The following is a 367-nucleotide window of genomic DNA, read 5'->3' as shown; positions in this document are numbered from 1 at the left end:
GGCCTTACCTCCAGCAGCACCGCTGGCGTCAACCCGACGACCAACGTGTTCGAAGGCTCCGGCACCCTCAAGGGTACCGGTAATGTCTCTGACATGATCGCCCAGGTGCAGGCAGCCATCAAGGCCATGACCTTCGTCACCTCGACGCTCGGCGCCAACAGCAACGTCATCAAGAACATGAGCACCTACGGCTCGACCATCTCCGACAACCTGACCAACGGCATCGGCGCCCTGACCGACGCTGACATGTCTGCCGCCAGCGCCAAGCTGACCTCACTACAGACCAAGCAGTCGCTGGCCATCAAGTCGCTGACGATCGCCAACTCGCAGTCGCAGAACATCCTGTCGCTCTTCCAGTAAGAATGAC

At 60.2% G+C, this 367-nt stretch carries 1 protein-coding gene; it reads left to right on the top strand.

Annotated features, from left to right (window positions below; all coding sequences use genetic code 11):
* A partial coding sequence (locus AA105894_RS15905) for a flagellin (RefSeq protein WP_267312597.1) occupies window positions 1-360 on the top strand: 360 nt, incomplete at its 5' end.
* Window positions 361-367 lie beyond the last annotated feature (7 nt).

Source organism: Asaia spathodeae NBRC 105894 (assembly GCF_025994195.1).
In the GTDB taxonomy this organism is placed as follows: domain Bacteria; phylum Pseudomonadota; class Alphaproteobacteria; order Acetobacterales; family Acetobacteraceae; genus Asaia; species Asaia siamensis.
The sequence above is the reverse complement of the archived record's forward strand: the minus strand, read 5'-3'. Positions and strand labels throughout refer to the sequence as shown.